The 17644-nt window shown below is 56.9% G+C and carries 17 protein-coding genes and 2 pseudogenes; 10 read left to right on the top strand and 9 right to left on the bottom strand.

Features of this window, described 5'->3' with window-relative positions:
* The first annotated feature begins 181 nt into the window (after positions 1-181).
* Complete coding sequence (locus POR16_RS01235; RefSeq protein WP_005888061.1) at positions 182-631, top strand: EVE domain-containing protein; 450 nt, start codon at positions 182-184, stop codon at positions 629-631.
* 7 nt (positions 632-638) lie between these two features.
* On the opposite strand, the gene POR16_RS01230 is transcribed toward POR16_RS01235, so the two are convergent.
* Positions 639-1046: a flagellar basal body-associated protein FliL gene (locus tag POR16_RS01230; protein ID WP_005888059.1), complete on the bottom strand. Its 408-nt coding sequence runs from the start codon at positions 1044-1046 to the stop codon at positions 639-641.
* Between the two features lie 130 nt (positions 1047-1176).
* On the opposite strand from POR16_RS01230, the pseudogene POR16_RS01225 reads away from it, so the two are divergent.
* The 4 genes and pseudogenes from POR16_RS01225 to POR16_RS26950 all read left to right on the top strand — a co-directional run bounded on the left by POR16_RS01225 (position 1177) and on the right by POR16_RS26950 (position 5286).
* Positions 1177-2171: pseudogene (locus POR16_RS01225) on the top strand (NADPH:quinone oxidoreductase family protein).
* Positions 2172-2555: 384 nt separating this feature from the next.
* Positions 2556-4178: an S-type pyocin domain-containing protein gene (locus POR16_RS01220; protein WP_042932018.1), complete on the top strand. Its 1623-nt coding sequence runs from the start codon at positions 2556-2558 to the stop codon at positions 4176-4178.
* Positions 4175-4459: a bacteriocin immunity protein gene (locus POR16_RS01215; protein ID WP_005888049.1), complete on the top strand. Its 285-nt coding sequence runs from the start codon at positions 4175-4177 to the stop codon at positions 4457-4459. The genes POR16_RS01220 and POR16_RS01215 overlap by 4 nt, the downstream gene beginning before the upstream one ends.
* 36 nt (positions 4460-4495) lie before the next feature.
* Positions 4496-5286, top strand: a pseudogene (locus tag POR16_RS26950) (hypothetical protein).
* Positions 5287-5383: 97 nt separating this feature from the next.
* Here POR16_RS26950 and POR16_RS01205 read toward each other — a convergent pair.
* The gene (locus POR16_RS01205) at positions 5384-6019 is read right to left on the bottom strand and encodes a hypothetical protein (RefSeq protein ID WP_005888043.1); all 636 of its coding nucleotides are present in this window, start codon (positions 6017-6019) and stop codon (positions 5384-5386) included.
* A complete protein-coding gene (locus POR16_RS01200) occupies positions 6016-6642 on the bottom strand; it encodes an energy transducer TonB (protein ID WP_005888041.1) in 627 nt (208 codons plus the stop codon). The genes POR16_RS01205 and POR16_RS01200 overlap by 4 nt, the downstream gene beginning before the upstream one ends.
* A 274-nt stretch (positions 6643-6916) precedes the next feature.
* Here POR16_RS01200 and glpT point away from each other — a divergent pair, with 274 nt between their 5' ends.
* Complete coding sequence (gene glpT, locus POR16_RS01195) at positions 6917-8290, top strand: glycerol-3-phosphate transporter (RefSeq protein WP_005888039.1); 1374 nt, start codon at positions 6917-6919, stop codon at positions 8288-8290.
* Here glpT and POR16_RS01190 read toward each other — a convergent pair.
* From POR16_RS01190 to POR16_RS01165, 6 genes are all read right to left on the bottom strand, one after another.
* Positions 8276-8944, bottom strand: coding sequence for a gamma-glutamylcyclotransferase (locus POR16_RS01190; protein ID WP_024669145.1), 669 nt, complete (start codon positions 8942-8944; stop codon positions 8276-8278). The two genes, glpT and POR16_RS01190, sit on opposite strands and share 15 nt — an antisense overlap.
* Positions 8945-9151: 207 nt before the next feature.
* The gene (locus tag POR16_RS01185; RefSeq protein ID WP_005888035.1) at positions 9152-10120 is read right to left on the bottom strand and encodes a CDP-6-deoxy-delta-3,4-glucoseen reductase; all 969 of its coding nucleotides are present in this window, start codon (positions 10118-10120) and stop codon (positions 9152-9154) included.
* Positions 10120-11586, bottom strand: a complete 1467-nt coding sequence (gene ubiD / locus POR16_RS01180; protein WP_122358106.1) for a 4-hydroxy-3-polyprenylbenzoate decarboxylase — start codon at positions 11584-11586, stop codon at positions 10120-10122. Before ubiD ends, POR16_RS01185 begins: the two co-directional genes overlap by 1 nt.
* Positions 11587-11714: 128 nt before the next feature.
* On the bottom strand, positions 11715-12974 hold the full coding sequence (gene rho, locus POR16_RS01175; protein ID WP_002551560.1) for a transcription termination factor Rho: 1260 nt from the start codon (positions 12972-12974) through the stop codon (positions 11715-11717).
* Positions 12975-13205: 231 nt separating this feature from the next.
* Positions 13206-13535: a thioredoxin TrxA gene (gene trxA, locus POR16_RS01170; RefSeq protein WP_005888029.1), complete on the bottom strand. Its 330-nt coding sequence runs from the start codon at positions 13533-13535 to the stop codon at positions 13206-13208.
* Positions 13536-13656: 121 nt separating this feature from the next.
* A complete protein-coding gene (locus POR16_RS01165; RefSeq protein ID WP_005888028.1) occupies positions 13657-14361 on the bottom strand; it encodes a FadR/GntR family transcriptional regulator in 705 nt (234 codons plus the stop codon).
* A gap of 249 nt (positions 14362-14610) precedes the next feature.
* Here POR16_RS01165 and POR16_RS01160 point away from each other — a divergent pair, with 249 nt between their 5' ends.
* The 4 genes from POR16_RS01160 to POR16_RS01145 are packed head-to-tail and all read left to right on the top strand — an operon-like array spanning position 14611 to position 17459.
* Complete coding sequence (locus POR16_RS01160) at positions 14611-15396, top strand: transporter substrate-binding domain-containing protein (RefSeq protein ID WP_005888026.1); 786 nt, start codon at positions 14611-14613, stop codon at positions 15394-15396.
* A 29-nt stretch (positions 15397-15425) separates the two neighbouring features.
* Positions 15426-16091, top strand: a complete 666-nt coding sequence (locus tag POR16_RS01155) for an amino acid ABC transporter permease (protein WP_005888024.1) — start codon at positions 15426-15428, stop codon at positions 16089-16091.
* A complete protein-coding gene (locus POR16_RS01150) occupies positions 16088-16738 on the top strand; it encodes an amino acid ABC transporter permease (RefSeq protein WP_032618371.1) in 651 nt (216 codons plus the stop codon). The genes POR16_RS01155 and POR16_RS01150 overlap by 4 nt, the downstream gene beginning before the upstream one ends.
* Entirely contained in the window at positions 16725-17459 is a 735-nt protein-coding gene (locus tag POR16_RS01145; protein ID WP_005888022.1) for an amino acid ABC transporter ATP-binding protein, read from the top strand. The genes POR16_RS01150 and POR16_RS01145 overlap by 14 nt, the downstream gene beginning before the upstream one ends.
* Positions 17460-17644: the final 185 nt, after the last annotated feature.

Here is a 17644-nt window from a genome sequence, read left to right as displayed (position 1 = left end):
TAGGCAAATCAATACACTGTCCGCACCGGTTACCTGAGCAACCGTGCAGCAGCGTGGAACTTGAAAGGTCGGCATTTTGCGGTAACGTGAACCAGTACGCAAATAGTGGCGCCAGCCGACTGTCGGTTTGTCATACAACTTTTTTTGCTTACGTGAACTTTCTGCCTCTGGAGCATGCACGATGGCCTATTGGCTGATGAAGTCCGAGCCTGACGAATTCTCGATCAGCGACCTGCAACGACTGGGCAAAGCGCGCTGGGACGGTGTCCGCAATTACCAGGCGCGTAACTTCCTGAGGGCGATGGCCGCAGGGGACGAATTCTTTTTCTATCACTCCAGTTGCCCGGAGCCGGGCATTGCCGGCATCGGCAAAATAGCTCGAGTTGCGTATCCAGACCCGACAGCCCTTGACCCCGACAGCCACTATCACGACGCGAAGGCCACTGAGGAGAAGAACCCGTGGAGTGCCATCGACGTCGAGTTTGTGGATATCTTCAAAAAGGTGCTGGGGTTGGGTTATCTGAAGCAACAAAGCCAGCTTGAGCAATTGCCGCTGGTGCAAAAAGGCAGTCGGCTCTCAGTCATGCCAGTCACCGCCGAACAATGGGCGGCGATCCTGGCATTACGCTGACAGGGGCTTACTGAACGATGAAGTTATTGAACAGCAAGTCTTCGACAACCGGCTTGCCCTCTTCATCATTCATGACACGCTGCACCTGTTTGAGCGCTTCCTGACGAATGTTTTCCTTCGCTTCGGCGCTGCTCATGGAGTCAACCGTCTGCTGCGTGAACAACGATACCAACTGATTGCGGATCAAGGCATCGTTGCGCTTCACGGCAGCTTCGGCATCGGCGCCGGTCACACGCAAGGAGATATCAGCTTTGTAGACGCGCAGTTTGGGGCCGCCATCCAGCGCGTAGTTGCCCACGAATGGAGGCGTCAGCGACACATATGCCGCTTTGGGCGGGCCCCCTTCTTCCTTAGCTTCTTCCTGCGCCATGACGGGCAATGACAAGGCCAGCAATAACAGAATCCACGCTTTCACAGTCCACTCCTTAATACGGTTTGCCACGTAGCTTACAGCTTATGTGTGCTTATCAGGCAGGGCCATGCTTGTTGACCCGAGAACCCACTTAACTGACTTTATCGGCCATTACCGGAAAAGGAATAGCCCGATGAAAGCCCTGTTATGCAAAGCCTTCGGTCCTGCCAGCACGCTGGTGCTCGAAGACGCGCCCAGCCCCGAGATCAAAAAGAATGAAATCCTCCTTGATGTGCACGCTGCCGGGGTCAACTTCCCCGATACGTTGATCATCGAGGGCAAATATCAATTCAAGCCACCCTTCCCCTTCTCACCGGGCGGTGAAGCAGCCGGCGTGATAGCGGCAGTGGGTGAAAAAGTCACTCACCTCAAACCCGGCGATCGCGTGATGGCCCTCACCGGCTGGGGCAGCTTTGCCGAGCAGGTCGCCGTGCCTCACTACAACGTATTGCCGATCCCGGAAAGCATGGACTTCACCACCGCCGCTGCATTCAGCATGACTTACGGCACCTCCATGCACGCCCTCAAACAACGCGCCAACCTGCAACCCGGCGAAACCCTGCTGGTGATTGGCGCCGCTGGTGGGGTTGGCCTGGCAGCCGTCGAAATCGGCAAAGCCCTCGGCGCACGCGTCATTGCCGCCGCCAGCAGCGCCGAAAAACTTGAAGTGGCCAAGAACGCAGGCGCAGACGAACTGATCAACTACAGCGAAACCAGCCTCAAGGACGAAGTAAAACGCCTCACCAACGGCAACGGCGCCGACGTGATCTACGACCCGGTCGGCGGCGACCTCTTCGACCAGGCCATCCGCACCATCGCCTGGAACGGCCGCCTGCTGGTCGTCGGCTTCGCCAGCGGCCGCATCCCGGAACTGCCCGTCAACCTCGCCCTGCTCAAGGGCGCTTCGGTGGTTGGCGTGTTCTGGGGCTTGTTTGCCCAGCGACAACCGCAAGATAATGCGGCGAACTTCACGCAGTTGTTTGCATGGTTTGAAGAAGGGAAGTTGAAGCCGCTGGTATCGACGGTTTATCCACTGGAAAGGGCTGGAGAGGCGATTGATTTGTTGGGGGGCGGAAGACTGTGGGGAAGGTGGTGGTTGCAATAGGCACCGCACCAAAAAAAACATAAACCCAACTAGAAAACCAGGCAACATAATATGTATGTCATTAACACTTGAGGACTGAAACAACATAGCCATACAGACAAGGAGAACTGTATGGCCACACGAAAAAAGCGACGAACAAATATATTGCATGACCAGACAAATGGAACTGTAAACATAAGTCACGGTAGCTCAACCAAGCCTCAAAATACTGGTTTCTTCGGAGGGGCTTTACCAATACAGGAGCATCAAGCAGTAAGCGAAGACGCAGGCGATTAAAGGCGCGAGCACAACAGCAAGCAGCACAAGCTCAAGCATATGCTGAAGCTCAAGCGCAGGCAGAGCGGCAGGCTACAGAACATGCAGCGGCTCAAGCAAGAGCGCAGACAGAAGCTGCAGAACGAGCACGCATTGAAGCGCAAGTACGTTCGCAGACCGAAACAGATCAGGCCCATAGACAGGCTCTTGAAACGCTGACAAATGCCTATCCATCTTTACAATCTGGATTGGCACAAAACTATTCGCAGACATCTGGAAGGCTGCCGAATTCTATTCAGGAAGAAATAGCGTCGAAGCTCGATCATAATGTCGACTACTCAAACGAACAACAAATTCGCGACCTGATACTTCAGGAAAAGGCCAGGATAAATTATTTAATTGAATCCAAAAATTCGCTACTGGAAGAGCGTTGCGCTCAGGCTCTTGGTCTCACCGGCCAAGAACTTGATCATTCCACACAAAAAGACCACCTGAACTATCTGGTGCACTACAGTCAGGGGGATCCTCAACGTGTGCAGCAGGCCCATGAAGCGTGGGTAAACGCTTTATCTCAAACCTACGAAGCAAAGCTTCTTGCCGATTCGGTCACGCTTCTCAATGAGCAATCAGCAGCGCTTTCCATGCGCCATGCTGAATTGTCGCTGGCCAACAAGGCGGCGAGTCAGCATGCAGAGCGGGCATCAGTACGACAGGCCGCTGGCATCGACAAGCTGTGGTCAGCTGTTGCCCCCGCTGCAACCACCACCGCAGCATCGGGCATCAGAACCATTGCGACCAACATCGTGAAAGACCAACTCGTCAGGGTTGCGACCAGAACGCTGGGCAGCAATCTGGTCACGTTGTTGGCGATGTATCCACAACCGTTGGGCGACTCAGAGCTGCCGCCTGCTGTGATCGCCACACCTCTGTCGCAGCTCAACCTGCCACCGCATATCGATCTGCAATACCTTGCCAACGTCAAAGGCACGCTAGATGTGCCTCATCGGCTGACGTCCCGCGAAGCCGGAACAAGCGGCGCTGTGCGCTGGGTGGCTGCGGACGGTGTGACAGTCGGCACCAAGGTGCGTGTAAGAAGTTTCACCTACAACGCACAGAACAATTCCTACGAATTTATCCGAGACGGAGAGTCCACACCAGCACTGATATGGACGCCAATAGCACGACCGGCGGACAGCTCGACAAGCTCACCCGTCGGGCCGCCAGCCTTGCCGGTAGATCCAGGCAACGTGGTGACACCTTTTGTACCGGAGCTTGAAGCTTACCCGGCAGTTGATCGAGATGATCCTGATGACTACATTCTCATATCGCCGATTGATTCCGGGCTGCCCGATAGCTATCTACTGTTCAAGGACCCGAGGTCGATTCCAGGGGTTGCGAGTGGGTTTGGTGAGCGCATAACAAACACTTGGTTAGACGCTAGGACTCGGGCTGAGGGGGCTCCAATTCCTTCTCAAGTTGCAGATCAATTGCGTGGGGTACGCTTCAGCAATTTCGGCCGTCAGAGAGAAGCCATCTGGAAAGATGTGGCAAATGACTCAGAAATCAGTCAACAGTTTAGTCAGCGGAACCTGCAATTAATGAAGGCCGGTAACGCGCCGCATCCAAAATTAGAAGATCAGGTAGGACGGCGTACGAAATTCGAGATTCATCACAAGGAAGAAATTGCAAACAGCGGATCGGTGTATAACATGGACAACCTAGTCATCATGACACCAAAACAACATATAGAGCATCATAGGAACCGTTCACAATGATTATGAAAGAAAAAATTGAAGATTACACTGAAGAAGAGTTTCTTGATTTTTTGAGGGAGTTCTCTCCCGAGCGCAACAAGCTTGAAGGGAAAGAATATGGGGCATATGTCGACGTGTTGTTGCAGCATTTCATTAAAGTGACCGAACACCCCGCACAGTCAGACGTCATATTTTATCCTGAGGAAGGCCAAGAGGACAGCCCTGAAGGGGTTCTGAAGGTAATCAAAGAATGGCGAGTTCAAAATGGCAAGCCAGGCTTCAAGACATCTGCCACCTCATAGTCGACTATCAATTTCAATATAAAAGGAACACTATCCATGGACGAATTAACTCATCACCTCAATCAACTTCCCGACTTCCTGCATTTGGAGGTTTCTCATCATGCTGGAAATACTGACGGACAACCGCCGTCACACGTAGTAGAGCGTTATATTAATGCTACGCATCATCTTATGACTAGTAAGCGCGTCCCTTTGCGCCAAGACCATATTGACAACATAACATTCATGTGGGGCGACACCAGATCCTCAAAACAAGATATGGAAAACAGGGCATTGATCCGCAACATGCCAGGTGGAGGGCAAACTGACTTTTTTCAATGACGATTGACGCTGATTTTTATATGCAGAGCATTCGATTCTTGGGTGAGTTCAAGATCAGCCTCGAATCACTGCTCGCTCGATTAAAAGAACAAGAACGCCAACACGCAGAGCGCATGGCCCAAGAAGCCGCACAACGCCAAGCCGAAGAAGCAGCGCGCGCAAGAGCCGAGGCTGAAGCGGCAGCTCGACGACTCGCGGAAGAACAAGCAGCGCAGCAGCGAGCCATAGAGGCTGCGTTACAACTTGCACAGCGTCAGGTCGAAGAAGCGGAGCACGCATTGGCCCTACGCAACGCCGAGGAAGCTCGCACCAGAGAGGCCGAATCCCGCCATGCGGTCGAGGTGACTTTTGGACCTGAGGCATCGCGAGAAATCGATGACGCGATCAAAGTACTGAGAGGCACTATCGAAATCGCGATCACAGACTTCTCGAACGCGATCAACCCTCACGGCGCGCTCGACATGAGCCAGCTTGAAACGATTCAGAATATGAGCACTACTCACTAATCTCTTGTGACAAGGCCGGGGCCAAGGCGATGATGCCTTGGCCCCGACACTGTGCATCAAGTGGAACTGATGCAAGTCTTCAAAACAAACCAGACTGTTACAAAGCATTCCTCACATTCTCCGGCAAATAATCAACATACCTGCGCATCGGATTCTTTTGACATTGAGCGACAATACTCTGCACCGCCTCCAGCAGTTCAAGAACCAGTGCCTGACGCTCGTCCAGGGTGAGGAATTGCTCTATGACCGGACCGCTCGACAGGTACAGCTCTGTTCGCATTATCACGTCCGGCTTGATGTCCTTGCGCCATTTGCGACCCTCGAACATTTCCATATTCAACTGCCAGCACAACTCCTGCTTCAGCTCGGCATTGGATGTCAGCGGCGGGTTGCTGTGCGGTCGCCCTGTGAAGGTAAACGTGACCGTGACTGCTTCGCCCTCGGGATGAGAGTCCGGTGGCTCCCAGGGTTCGAAGGTCCACTGTTCAACAGCACTTCGGGTCAGGCTGATGAACCTCGGATCAGTTGCCCCCCGCACTTCAAGAAAGCGCAAACCTCCGTCGGCCTGAATGAAAATCCTGACGGTGACACTGTTTTTTACCAAGGCATAACGCACTGACACCGGATAGTCCGGCTCCGGCATGTACAACGGCACCGGATACGACGGCAACGCCTGTGCTGCCCCCGCCCAAAGCAACCCCGCAAGCACAATCACACTCAGCCCGCGGCTCATTCGCTACCCTCAGCCAGCCCCGCCATCAACACCCTCACCGGTGCTGGCAGATAATCCCCATACCGGTGGTCAGGATTGCTCCTGTAGTTGCTCACCACTGTCGGTATCGCTGCACCCAGTTGTTCCAGCAACGCTTTGCGCTCGGGTTCAGTGCGCTGGTGCGCAACATGGCTGCCGAACAAGGCTTGCCCGGTATAGGAAAACACGTCGACTTTACTCAGCGGCTCTTTGGGGTAGCCCTGGCGGGCGGATTTCACTTCGTGGTTGAGGTAGCCGCAACGAATGTTGCCGAGGCCGACGGTGACTTCGGTGTTGAAACGCCGATAGCCGTGGGAGCCGAAAATCACCGGGACGGTGCCGATCCAGGGCTTGTAGCGCCATTGGCGGAGCGTTTGCTCTACCGCTTCGGTGAGCTGCGGGTGGCAGCTCTCGATGGCCCTGACTTCGCGGATCTGGCCGTCGGACTTTATCCACAGTTGCGCCCGAACCTTGCCGGCGTAGCGGGTCTTGATCAGCTCGGCGGGAAAAACCGGTGTCGGCGTGTGCATCGGCACCAGAAATGACTCGGCTGCGCTGACAGGCAGGGCCAATGCTGCTGCAATCATGAACGCGGAAATTCTCATTGTTGTATGGGCTCATTGTCTTGATGCGCCCCGTTGGCCCAGTGACGACGATGGTAAAAGGCTGTCGGCCGGCCAGTCAGCGCGCGACTTCCGATAGACCTGTAGGAGTAATCCCAAACTCTTGATACACAAACAAACATTTGCCGAATGTTCATAAAAGAACAGGAAAACGTCCGTAATCCCTGCAAAGAATCAGCCGGGAGGCACTGCTTTTTTCTGTAACGAAAATGTAATATTCGCTTTCGCAAGAAAAACAATAATCAGGAGCATCTCCATGTTTGGTTTTTTCCGTCCCGCCAGGCACCAGACACCCCTTCCCGAAGAAAAAGTCGACAGCACGTATCGCCGCCTGCGCTGGCAGATCTTCGCAGGCATCTTTATCGGTTACGCCGGCTACTATTTGCTGCGCAAGAACTTCTCGCTGGCGATGCCGTACCTGATCGACGAAGGCTATACGCGTGGTCAGCTAGGCGTGGCGATGTCTGCCATCGCAATTGCTTACGGCCTGTCGAAATTCCTTATGGGGATCATTTCGGACCGCTCCAACCCTCGTTACTTCCTGCCATTCGGCCTGCTGGTCTCTGCCGGGATCATGTTCATCTTCGGGTTTGCACCCTGGGCAACGTCCAGCGTCACGATCATGTTCGTGCTGCTGTTCATCAATGGCTGGGCACAGGGCATGGGCTGGCCACCGAGCGGGCGGACGATGGTCCACTGGTGGTCGCAGAAAGAGCGCGGCGGCGTGGTGTCGGTTTGGAACGTGGCGCACAACGTCGGTGGCGGTCTGATCGGCCCGCTGTTCCTGCTCGGCATGGGCTGGACCAATGACTGGCATGCGGCGTTCTATGTGCCGGCGGCTGTTGCGTTACTGGTCGCAGTCTTCGCCTTCGCCACGATGCGCGACACGCCGCAATCAGTGGGCCTGCCACCTATCGAGCATTACAAGAACGACTACCCGGAAGGCTACGATGAAAGCCATGAGGAAGAGTTCAGCGCCAGGGAAATCTTCGTCAAATACGTGCTGCGCAATAAATTCCTGTGGTACATCGCGATGGCCAACGTGTTCGTCTATCTGTTGCGCTACGGCGTACTGGACTGGGCACCGACTTACCTGAAAGAGGCCAAGCACTTCACGGTCGACAAGACCTCATGGGCTTACTTCCTCTACGAGTGGGCGGGCATTCCGGGCACGCTGTTGTGCGGCTGGATGTCCGACAAGATTTTCAAGGGCAATCGCGGCCTGACCGGCATGGTATTCATGTTTCTGGTGACCATCGCCACGCTGGTGTACTGGCTGAACCCTGAAGGCAACCCGACCGTCGACATGATCGCGCTGGTGTCCATTGGCTTTCTGATCTACGGCCCGGTAATGCTGATCGGCTTGCAGGCGCTGGAACTGGCGCCGAAGAAGGCAGCAGGTACAGCGGCTGGCTTTACTGGACTGTTCGGCTACTTGGGCGGCTCGGTCGCGGCCAGCGCGGCGATGGGCTACACCGTGGACCATTTTGGCTGGGATGGCGGCTTCGTGCTGTTGATCGGCGCATGCATCATGGCGATGGTGTTCCTCGCGCCGACCCTGAGGCACAAGCAGGTCGCCAGTACGTCCAGAGACGCACCCGAAACCAAGGGCCAGTCAGGCAGTCTCTGACCAGCAGCGCTTGAGCCGCGCCTCCAGATTCAGGTCTGGCATGGCGTGGCTACGCAGGGCCTTGGCAGTCTGCTCAACGTATTCGCGGGTGGTTCCATAACGCCCGCTGGCGGTGGCCAGCACCTGGCTCAACACGCTGTCTGGCAGGTTGCCCGCGTAGCTGGGCAAATGCCGCTCCAGCACGAACCCCAACGCCTGCACTTTTCGACCATCTTCAAGACGGCAGTTGAGCCAGTGCGGTCGATACGAGGGATAAGGCATCTCGCGCTCCCACAAGGCCAGCAGCGATTTTTCCAGGCACTCATCCGGCAAGCGATAAGCGAAACCGGTGCATGAGCCGCCACGATCCAGCCCGAATACCAGGCCAGGCGCTTCCGGCGTACCGCGATGTTCATGGGACCACAGGTAAAGGCCACGATGATAGCCGTGCACGCGAGCGCGCTGGCTTTCTACGGCAGTGCATTCGGGGCGCCAGATGAGCGAGCCGTAAGCGAACAGCCAGACCGGGCCACCCTTGTGGCTGCGCATGGTGGCGCTCATGGATGCGAGCAGTTGCTCGCGAGTAAGCTGAGGGCCCATATCTATAACGGGCGGGTACGTCAGGCCAAGGCCGTCGTGTACCGCAGCGGCCAATTCGTTGAGTGGATTCTCCATTTGCCTCCCTGACAGGCTGACTGTCAGTCTTTACCGAGCCCCGCTGAATCGCTCGTGGGTGAGCGGCATCAAGGTATCGTGGTTCGGTTAACGCTCAAGGCCGAAGGCCTGTCTTGCCAAAAATCGTCTGGCTACTCAATGACATCGCCAGAAACTACAAAAAGTTGAAGCAATTTACACTCCAGTTGTGTTGCCGTCAGTCCGGCGTCATGGACGAGGTGCGTAGGCAAATACATCTGCGCGCATCTGATGGGCGTCCATACCGGCATTGACCAACGCATCGAGCGTTCCGTAAATCATCGCAGGCGAGCCGCTGGCGTAGACATGCACGCCGGACAGGTCCTTGATGTCCTCGCAGACGGCCTCGTGCAGCAGGCCGCAACGCCCCTCCCACCCGCACACATCGCTGACGACCATGTGCAGAAAGAGATTGGGCAGCTTCGCCCACTCATCCCAGTGACTGACCTGATAAAAATCGTCAGGCCGCCGCACGCCCCAATACAGGTGTACCGGGTACTTGAAGCCCCGGGAACGACAATGTTCGATCAGGCTGTTCATCTGCGCCATGCCCGTACCGGCAGCGATCAGGACCAGCGGCCCTTCAGGCAGCTCGGCAAGGTGGGTGTCACCGAACGGCAGTTCGACGCGCGCCATTTTGTTGCGTTGCAACTGCTCGATCAAGCTGCGCGCACTGTCTTCGCGAGCCAGTACATGCAATTCAAGATCACGCCCGTTGTGCGGAGCAGAGGCGATGGAGAATGCCGACTTGTCGCCATTATCCCGCTCGATCATCAGGTACTGCCCCGCGTGATAACGCGGCGACTTGCCTGCAGGAGCGCGCAGGCCGACACGCCAGACATCGCCTCCCACCTCGACACACTCGCTCACCTGGCACGCAAAGCTGCGTACCGGTAATTCGCCCTTGGCCAGCACGCCATCCCAGAGCACCACGCAATCTTCAAGCGGCTCGGCCACACAGGTATGAATTTCGCCGTGATCCAGAACCTGACCCGACTGTGTCACGCGGCCTTCGACCAGCAAGGCCGAGCACACATGGCAATTGCCGTTGCGACAGCTCTGTGGGCATTCGTGGCCCAGGCGCTGTGCAGCATCAAGGATCCGCTCGCCCGGCAGGGTTTCCAGCACTGCCCCTGAAGGCTGCAAGGTTACACGCATCAATCTATTCCCAGCTGAGTCCAGATCTCGTCCACACGGCGTGTGGTGGCTTCGTCCTTGACGATCGCCCTGCCCCACTCGCGCGTAGTCTCGCCTGGCCATTTGTTAGTGGCATCCAACCCCATTTTCGACCCCAACCCCGAGACCGGAGACGCGAAGTCGAGGTAGTCGATGGGTGTGTTGTCGATCATGACCGTGTCGCGCTTGGGGTCCATTCGGGTGGTAATGGCCCAGATAACGTCATTCCAGTCGCGCGCATTGATGTCGTCGTCGGTGACGATCACGAACTTGGTGTACATGAACTGGCGCAAGAATGACCAGACGCCCAGCATCACGCGTTTAGCGTGGCCGGGATACTGTTTCTTGATGGTCACCACCGCCATGCGATACGAGCAACCTTCCGGCGGCAGGTAGAAATCGACGATTTCGGGAAACTGTTTTTGCAGGATCGGCACGAACACTTCGTTCAGGGCGACGCCAAGAATCGCAGGCTCATCCGGTGGCCGTCCGGTGTAAGTGCTGTGATAGATCGGCTTGATGCGGTGCGTGATGCGCTCGACGGTCAGCACCGGGAAGCTGTCGACTTCGTTGTAGTAACCGGTGTGGTCGCCGTAAGGCCCTTCGTCAGCCATTTCGCCCGGATGAATCACGCCCTCAAGCACGATTTCAGCGCTGGCAGGCACCTGCAGGTTGCTGCCACGGCATTTGATCAGCTCGGTGCGCGAACCTCGCAGCAGGCCGGCGAAGGCATACTCGGAGAGGCTGTCCGGCACGGGTGTTACGGCACCGAGAATGGTCGCCGGGTCGGCGCCCAGCGCGACGGCAACCGGATAAGGTTCGCCAGGGTGCTTGGCGCACCAGTCCCGGAAGTCCAGCGCGCCGCCTCGATGGCTCAGCCAGCGCATGATGATCTTGTTACGGCCAATGACTTGCTGGCGATAGATTCCGAGATTCTGACGCTCTTTGTTCGGACCTTTGGTGACCGTCAGGCCCCAGGTGATCAGCGGTGCAACGTCGCCCGGCCAGCAGGTTTGCACAGGCAGCATGTCGAGATCGACGTCGTCACCTTCAATGACAACCTCCTGGCAGGGTGCGTCATTGACGACCTTGGGCGCCATGGCAATGACCTTGCGGAAAATCGGCAGTTTGGACCAGGCATCCTTCAAGCCCTTGGGCGGCTCGGGTTCCTTGAGGAACGCCAGCAACTTGCCGATCTCGCGCAGCTCGCTGACCGCCTCGGCGCCCATGCCCATCGCGACGCGCTCGGGCGTGCCGAACAGGTTACCCAGCACCGGGATATCAAAGCCGACCGGTTTTTCGAACAGCAGGGCCGGCCCCTTGGCGCGCAAGGTACGGTCACAGATTTCAGTCATTTCCAGCACTGGGGAGATAGGCATGTGGATGCGTTTCAACTCTCCGCGCTGCTCAAGCTGCTGCACGAAATCCCTTAGATCTTTGAATTTCATTAACCCGGCCATTTATCCAAATAGACACACATCCTACCTGCTCCAGCCCTTCAAGGCAGCTAATCCGCGGCGCACAGGCAAAAAAAATGGTGCCCCGAAGGACACCATTTTTTGAGCCAGCCTGTCTGTTACTTGCGTTTCATGGACAGGAAGAACTCGTCGTTGGTCTTGGTCTGCTTGAGCTTGTCGATCAGGAACTCGATCGCCGCGACTTCGTCCATCGGGTGCAGCAGCTTGCGCAGGATCCACATGCGCTGCAACTCGTCATCAGCGGTCAACAGCTCTTCGCGGCGGGTGCCGGAGCGGTTGATGTTGATGGCCGGGAACACGCGCTTCTCTGCGATCTTGCGATCCAGAGGCAGCTCCATGTTGCCGGTACCCTTGAACTCTTCGTAGATGACTTCGTCCATCTTCGAACCGGTTTCAACCAGCGCGGTGGCGATGATGGTCAACGAGCCGCCCTCTTCGATGTTTCGCGCAGCACCGAAGAAACGCTTTGGTTTCTCGAGTGCGTGAGCATCGACACCACCGGTCAGTACCTTGCCGGAGCTCGGGATGACGGTGTTGTAGGCGCGAGCCAGACGGGTGATGGAGTCGAGCAGGATGACGACGTCTTTCTTGTGCTCGACCAGGCGCTTGGCCTTCTCGATCACCATTTCGGCAACCTGTACGTGACGGGTTGGCGGTTCGTCGAATGTCGAAGCAACCACTTCGCCGCGCACGGTGCGCTGCATTTCGGTTACTTCTTCCGGGCGCTCATCGATCAACAGTACGATCAGATGCACTTCCGGGTTGTTACGCGTGATGTTCGACGCGATGTTCTGCAGCATGATGGTCTTGCCCGCTTTCGGCGGAGCAACGATCAGACCACGCTGACCTTTGCCGATCGGTGCACACAGATCGATCACACGACCGGTCAGGTCTTCGGTGGAACCGTTGCCGGCTTCCATCTTCATGCGGATCGTCGGGAACAACGGCGTCAGGTTTTCGAACAGAATCTTGTTCTTGGCGTTTTCCGGACGATCGTAGTTGATCGTGTCGACCTTGAGCAGAGCGAAATAACGCTCACCTTCTTTTGGTGGACGGATCTTGCCAACGATGGTGTCGCCGGTACGCAGGTTGAAGCGCCGGATCTGGCTAGGGGAGACGTAGATGTCATCCGGGCCGGCCAGGTAGGAAGCGTCTGCGGAGCGCAGGAAACCGAAGCCGTCCTGGAGAATCTCCAGCACGCCATCACCGGATATTTCCTCGCCACTTTTGGCGTGCCGTTTAAGCAGGGAAAAAATGACGTCCTGCTTGCGCGAACGGGCCATATTTTCTATGCCAGCCTGTTCGGCCATTTCGAGCAATTCGGTAATCGGCTTTTGCTTGAGTTCAGTCAGGTTCATATGGGGAATGACGTAATCGTGTATGGAGGGGGAATTAAGCTTTTGGCTTAATGAGGCCGCGCCGCAGAGAAGGCGACAGGATCGCGTACTAAATCGATAAGGAGAGCGTCGGCGACGGCTTGCAGGGGGCAACGGAGAAGCCGTTGCGGGGCCGAATGTACCACCTGATTTTCCGGGCGTCTAGTATGACGCCTGAAAAAAACCCCGCTATTTGCGGGGCCTTGAAGTGCTTCAGATGTTGGCGTCGAGAAATGCAGCCAGCTGCGACTTCGACAACGCGCCCACTTTGGTCGCTTCAACATTGCCGTTCTTGAACAGCATCAGCGTAGGAATACCACGCACGCCATGCTTGGCCGGGGTGTCCTGATTTTCATCGATGTTCAGTTTGGCGACAGTCAGCTTGCCTTGGTAGGTAGTGGCGATTTCGTCCAGTACCGGGGCAATCATCTTGCACGGGCCACACCACTCAGCCCAGTAATCAACAAGCACCGCACCATCAGCCTTGAGTACTTCGGCTTCGAAAGTGGCGTCGGTGACGTTTTTGATCAGGTCGTTGCTCATGGAAGTCTCCGAGGTCATAGGCTACAAAAGACGATCATCATAGCTCCCCTTATGCTATTCAGGAAGCGATGCTTCATTGACTCTGGCTATGGTGGCGCATGACTGGAGTTATGAGGGATGCCTAGCTTGATGGCGAGACAAAAACGATGCCGGTGCGCAGCGCTGCGCCGCGAATATGCTCCTGCATGGCTTTTTGTGCGGGGCCTGATGCGTGGCGGGCCAGCGCACGCAAGATCTTGCGATGCTCTTGCCAGGTTTCCATGACCCTCGCCGCACGGATGAATGGCATCTTCTGGCTTTCAAGAAAAATATCGGCACCTGCCGTCACTATCCCAAGCATCGCCTGGTTACCGCTGGCAACCAGAATATGCCGATGAAACTCGAAATCCAGCCTGGCTGCGGCCTCGAAGTCGCCGCCACGTAACTCGAGACGCATGGCTTCGACGTTGTCTTCAAGCACATCGCGCTCGTCAGCGGTCAGGGTGACTGCGGCCAGACCTGCGGCAAAACCTTCAAGGGCATAGCGCAATTGAAAAGTGTCTGCTGGCGAAACCCGGGCTTCAAATGGCCAGGAAAATCCACCCGTGCGCTGTTCTGGTTCAGAAATCGACTGCACGAACACGCCTTTTCCCGGCTGGACACTGACCACGCCCAAGGCTGTGAGTGAGGACAAGGCTTCACGCAGCGATGCACGACTGACACCCAGCAACGCCGCCAGGTCGCGTTGCGACGGCAGGCTTTCGCCGGGTTTGTAGCCTTGCTCGGCAATCAGTTTGCGAATGGCCCTGAGGGCCGATTCGGGTACTGCGAGTGAAGTATGCGGCATCACTGTTCAGGCCAGTCAGTCCAGTAAAAAGCCCTTTTATCGCCATCCCGCAGATTCGGCAAGCGACGCCCAGCACTGGGGCGGCCGGGCATTCCGGCGCGCCAAAGCAGGGCGCACGGAGCATCAACTGGTCAGACCAGTAAGACCATAATCGTGCGGAACACCTTGAGTTGCGGCAGCAATGAGCGGATGGCATGCGCTGTGCACTGGAGAATGGCCAACACTTTTCGTTTCGCCCGGAGACTTCACATGACCAAGCGTTACAGCGCCCTGCTTACTGCATTGTTTGCCAGTCTGATGCTGAGCCAGACACCCGCCCACGCCAACGGGCTGGACGACGTCGTAGCGCGCGGCACCTTGAAGGTCGCCGTACCGCAGGACTTCCCGCCGTTCGGCTCGGTCGGTCCGGATATGAAGCCACGTGGCCTGGACATCGACACCGCGCAACTGCTGGCTGACAGGCTGCAGGTCAAGCTCGAGCTGACGCCGGTCAACAGCACCAACCGCATCCCCTTCCTCACCACAGGCAAGGTTGATCTGGTAATTTCCAGCCTGGGCAAGAATCCTGACCGCGAGAAAGTCATCGATTTCTCCCGTGCCTACGCGCCGTTCTATCTGGCGGTGTTCGGTCCGCCCGACTCTCCGGTCAAGGATGTGGCTGACCTGAAAGGCAAGACGATCAGTGTGACCCGTGGCGCGATCGAGGACATCGAGCTGTCGGCCGTGGCGCCTGAAGGCACGACCATCAAGCGTTTCGAAGACAACAATTCGACTATCGCGGCTTACCTGGCAGGTCAGACCGACCTGATCGCCAGCGGCAACGTGGTGATGGTCGCCATCAGCGAGCGCAACCCCAAGCGCATTCCAGCGCTGAAAGTAAAACTGAAGGATTCGCCAGTCTACGTTGGCGTCAACAAGGGCCAGCCAGAGCTGTTGGGCAAGGTCAACGAAATTCTCAACGCTGCCAAGGCTGACGGCGCTCTGGAGAAAGCGTCCGAGACCTGGCTGAAGCAACCGCTGCCTGCCGATCTCTGATTATTGCTTTTCGGTCACAGGATCCACCAATGGCTTATCACTTCGACTTTACACCGGTCCTGCAAAACCTCGACGTGCTGTTGCGCGGGGCTTTGTTCACGCTGGAGCTGACGGCCATCGGCACGCTGCTCGGTGTCAGCCTCGGCATCGTCGGTGCCGTCGTCAGGGCCTGGAAGATCCAGCCTTTTGCGACGATTTTCGCCATCTATGTCGAGCTGATCCGCAACACGCCGTTTCTGGTCCAGCTGTTCTTCATCTTCTTCGGTCTGCCGTCGCTGGGCGTGCAGATTACCGAGTGGCAGGCGGCTGTGCTGGCGATGGTTGTCAATCTGGGGGCCTATTCGACCGAAATCGTGCGGGCCGGTATTCAGGCGATCCCCAAAGGTCAGCTTGAAGCATCGGCGGCGCTGGCGATGAATCGCTATGAAGCCTTTCGTTACGTGGTGCTGGTGCCAGCGCTGGGCAAGGTCTGGCCAGCGCTGAGCAGCCAGATCATCATCGTGATGCTGGGTTCGGCGGTCTGCTCGCAAATTGCCACAGAAGAACTGAGCTTCTTCGCCAATTTCATCCAGTCGCGTAATTTCCGGTCGTTTGAAACCTACATCGTGACCACGCTGATCTATCTGGCAATGGCGCTGCTGATCCGCCAATTGCTGGCCTGGATCGGCCGACGTTACATCTCGAGGAGCCACTGATGGATTTCACCCTATGGGACATCGTGCGCAACTTGCTGATCGGTCTGCAATGGACGCTGGCCCTGTCGCTGGTGGCCTTTATCGGCGGCGGACTTATCGGCTTGCTGATAATGGTCATGCGCACTTCGGAAAAGTCCGGGCCGCGTGTGATGGCCAAGCTTTATATAGAGCTGTTTCAGGGCACACCACTGCTGATGCAGCTGTTTCTGGTGTTCTTCGGCGTCGCCCTGATGGGCCTGAACATTTCTCCTTGGGCAGCGGCTGCACTGGCGTTGACGCTGTTCACCAGTGCTTACCTCGCCGAAATCTGGCGTGGCTGCGTTGAGTCGATTTCCAAGGGTCAGTGGGAAGCATCCGCCAGCCTGGCAATGAGTCCACTCGAACAGATGCGCTACGTGATCCTGCCTCAGGCACTGCGTATCGCGGTAGCACCGACCGTGGGCTTTTCCGTTCAGGTGGTCAAAGGCACCGCAGTGACCTCGATCATCGGTTTCACCGAACTGACCAAGACTGGCAGCATGCTGGCCAACGCCACGTTCGAACCTTTCATGGTCTACGGCTTCGTCGCCTTGGGCTATTTCATCCTTTGCTACCCCTTGTCGCTGTGCGCGCGCTACCTGGAAAGGAGACTGCATGCCTCTGCTTAGAATTTCCGCCCTGCATAAATACTATGGCGATCACCACGTGTTGAAGGGTATCGATCTGTCGGTCGAGGAAGGCCAGGTCGTGGCAATCATCGGTCGCAGTGGTTCGGGCAAGAGCACCCTGCTACGCACGCTCAATGGTCTGGAGTCGATCAATGATGGGGTGATCGAGGTCGATGGCGAGTACCTGGACGCAGCACGCGCCGACCTGCGCACTCTGCGCCAGAAGGTCGGCATGGTGTTTCAGCAGTTCAATCTGTTCCCGCACCTGAGCGTGGGCGAGAACGTGATGCTCGCGCCGCAGGTCGTGCAGAAGGTGCCGAAGGCTGAAGCTGCAAGGCTGGCGAAAAAGATGCTGGAGCGCGTCGGGCTGGGCGAGAAGTTCGATGCCTTCCCGGATCGCCTGTCTGGCGGCCAGCAGCAACGCGTGGCGATTGCCCGGGCATTGGCGATGTCGCCCAAGGTGCTGCTGTGTGACGAAATCACCTCGGCGCTGGACCCGGAACTGGTCAGCGAAGTACTCAGCGTGGTTCGCCAACTGGCTGCTGACGGCATGACCCTGATCATGGTCACCCACGAAATGCGCTTCGCCCGTGAAGTGGGCGACAAACTGGTGTTCATGCATCAGGGCAAGGTGCACGAAGTGGGCGACCCGAAGGTGCTCTTCGCCAACCCGAAAACCCCCGAACTGGCGAATTTCATCGGCACTGCGGAGCACGCGTAGTCAAAACCGGACGCAGAGCGCCCAGAACGGCATGCCCACGCGGAGCATGGGCACGATAGTGATCTGCATGAAGACTATCGTTCCGCACGCTCCAGCGTGGGAATGCCTTGGGTGACGCTCTGCGTCACAAATCTGCGCCACGCCACTGCCTGCGCAGAGCGGGGCGCGATAGTTACAGGCCCCTC

It is taken from the genome of Pseudomonas coronafaciens pv. oryzae str. 1_6, assembly GCF_000156995.2.
In the GTDB taxonomy this organism is placed as follows: domain Bacteria; phylum Pseudomonadota; class Gammaproteobacteria; order Pseudomonadales; family Pseudomonadaceae; genus Aquipseudomonas; species Aquipseudomonas tremae.
Note: the sequence above shows the minus strand (reverse complement) of the source record. Positions and strands in the feature narration are given on the sequence as shown.

Bases quoted from the DNA above. Each gene is read 5' to 3' on its own strand.
- POR16_RS01200 (WP_005888041.1), bottom strand. From the start codon at position 6,642: ATGAGAATTTCCGCGTTCATGATTGCAGCAGCATTGGCCCTGCCTGTC.
- POR16_RS01185 (WP_005888035.1), bottom strand. From the start codon at position 10,120: ATGCGTGTAACCTTGCAGCCTTCAGGGGCAGTGCTGGAAACCCTGCCG.
- glpT (WP_005888039.1), top strand. From the start codon at position 6,917: ATGTTTGGTTTTTTCCGTCCCGCCAGGCACCAGACACCCCTTCCCGAA.
- POR16_RS01145 (WP_005888022.1), top strand. From the start codon at position 16,725: ATGCCTCTGCTTAGAATTTCCGCCCTGCATAAATACTATGGCGATCAC.
- trxA (WP_005888029.1), bottom strand. From the start codon at position 13,535: ATGAGCAACGACCTGATCAAAAACGTCACCGACGCCACTTTCGAAGCC.
- POR16_RS01165 (WP_005888028.1), bottom strand. From the start codon at position 14,361: ATGCCGCATACTTCACTCGCAGTACCCGAATCGGCCCTCAGGGCCATT.
- POR16_RS01215 (WP_005888049.1), top strand. From the start codon at position 4,175: ATGATTATGAAAGAAAAAATTGAAGATTACACTGAAGAAGAGTTTCTT.
- POR16_RS01235 (WP_005888061.1), top strand. From the start codon at position 182: ATGGCCTATTGGCTGATGAAGTCCGAGCCTGACGAATTCTCGATCAGC.
- ubiD (WP_122358106.1), bottom strand. From the start codon at position 11,586: ATGAAATTCAAAGATCTAAGGGATTTCGTGCAGCAGCTTGAGCAGCGC.
- POR16_RS01155 (WP_005888024.1), top strand. From the start codon at position 15,426: ATGGCTTATCACTTCGACTTTACACCGGTCCTGCAAAACCTCGACGTG.
- rho (WP_002551560.1), bottom strand. From the start codon at position 12,974: ATGAACCTGACTGAACTCAAGCAAAAGCCGATTACCGAATTGCTCGAA.
- POR16_RS01205 (WP_005888043.1), bottom strand. From the start codon at position 6,019: ATGAGCCGCGGGCTGAGTGTGATTGTGCTTGCGGGGTTGCTTTGGGCG.
- POR16_RS01190 (WP_024669145.1), bottom strand. From the start codon at position 8,944: ATGGAGAATCCACTCAACGAATTGGCCGCTGCGGTACACGACGGCCTT.
- POR16_RS01160 (WP_005888026.1), top strand. From the start codon at position 14,611: ATGACCAAGCGTTACAGCGCCCTGCTTACTGCATTGTTTGCCAGTCTG.